This is a genomic window from Gryllotalpicola sp. CP2-P1, from assembly GCF_057512245.1.
In genome coordinates this window covers 1-1671 of sequence record NZ_JBLRDT010000343.1, presented here as the reverse complement: position 1 = coordinate 1671, position 1671 = coordinate 1, and the positions used below count along the sequence as shown (strand labels likewise).

Sequence of the window (1671 nt, the reverse complement as noted above, 5' to 3'; positions counted from 1 at the left end):
GCATCCGTGATCACGAGCGTGCCGTAGCCGTCGTCGCTCACCGCGAGCAGCCCGGATGCCAGCAGCTGACGCACCACGCCCCGCCACTGCGCCTGATTGAGCTCGTTGCCGATGCCCCAAGTCGCGAGGCGCTGGTGGCCGTTCTGCTCGACGCGCGGTGTGACCTTGCCCATCAGGATGTCGATGAGGTGCCCGGCGCCGAATTGCTGGTTCCGCTCGCGCTTTAGCCGCACGACGGTCGACAGCAGCTTCTGCGCGGGAACGGTGCCGTCGAAGGTCTCGGGCGGCGCGAGGCAGGTGTCGCAGTTGCCGCACGCCTCTGACTGCTGCCCGAAGTACGACAGCAGGTTCACCCGCCGGCACGACACCGTCTCGCATAGGGCGAGCATCGCGTCGAGGTGGTGGCCCATGCGCTGCTTGAACGCGCGGTCGCCCGGCGACTTGTCGATCAACTGCCGCTGCTGCACGACATCGGCGAGCCCGTACGCGAGCCAGGCCACCGACGGCTGGCCGTCGCGGCCGGCACGGCCCGTCTCTTGGTAGTAGCCCTCGACCGATTTCGGCAGGTCGATGTGCGCGACGAACCGCACGTCGGGCTTGTCGATGCCCATGCCGAAGGCGATCGTCGCGACGATCACGACCCCGTCTTCGCGCAGGAAGCGCGCCTGGGTCTGCGCGCGCACCGCCGCGTCGAGGCCCGCGTGGTAGGGCATGGCGTCGATGCCCTGCGCCCTGAGGAACTCCGCTGTCTTCTCGACCGTCGCGCGGCTCAGCGCGTAGACGATGCCGGCGGCGGGGACGGGCACCCCTGCGGCGTCGACCGATGCGGCCTGCTGCTCGCGGATGAAGGCGACCAGTTGCCTGCGCACCTCGTCTTTGGGGACGATGCGGTACTGGATGTTCGGCCGATCGAAGCTCGACACGAAGTGCTTGGCGCCGCGCAGCCCGAGCCGCTCGGTGAGCTCGCGGTGCGTCGCCTCGGTGGCAGTCGCGGTCAGGGCGATGCGCGGCACGGCGGGCCACAGCTCGGCGAGGTTCGAGAGCCACAGGTAGTCGGGCCGGAAGTCGTGCCCCCATTGGCTCACGCAGTGCGCCTCGTCGATCGCGAAGAGCGCGATCTCACCCTGCCGCAGCAGCTCTTGCACGCGCGGCGTCGCGAGCCCCTCTGGTGCGACATAGAGCAGGTCGAGCTCGCCCGCCACGAAGTCGCGCTCGACCTCGCGCCGCTCGTCGAAGGTCTGAGTCGAGTTGAGGAACGCCGCCTTGACGCCGACGGCCCGCAGGGCATCCACCTGATCTTGCATGAGGGCGATCAGCGGCGAGATCACGATGCCGGTTCCGCGGCGGATCAGCGACGGGATCTGATAGGTGAGGCTCTTGCCGCCGCCCGTCGGCATGAGCACGACCGCGTCGCCGCCCGCCACGAGCTGATCGATGATCGCCGCCTGGTCGCCGCGGAAGTCGCTATAGCCGAACACGCGATGCAGCACGTCGAGGGGCGCGTTCTGCAGCGAGGCGTCTGGCATGCGCCCCAGAGTAGCGAGGACCGCTGACACCCAGGGCATCGCCCCTACGCTTGTGGATATGGACCGACGGCAGCGCGCCCTTCGCGGCGTCGTGGCGTCGGCGCTCGCCGTGTTCGTCGCGGCGCTGTTCCACGTCGCCGGCGGC

Annotated in this window: 1 protein-coding gene; it reads right to left on the bottom strand. The window is 69.6% G+C overall.

The features are described from left to right. Window positions 1-1526 (bottom strand): DNA helicase RecQ (recQ, locus tag ACM2XV_RS15030; RefSeq protein WP_487027522.1); only part of this gene is annotated, 1526 nt, incomplete at its 3' end. Window positions 1527-1671: the final 145 nt, after the last annotated feature.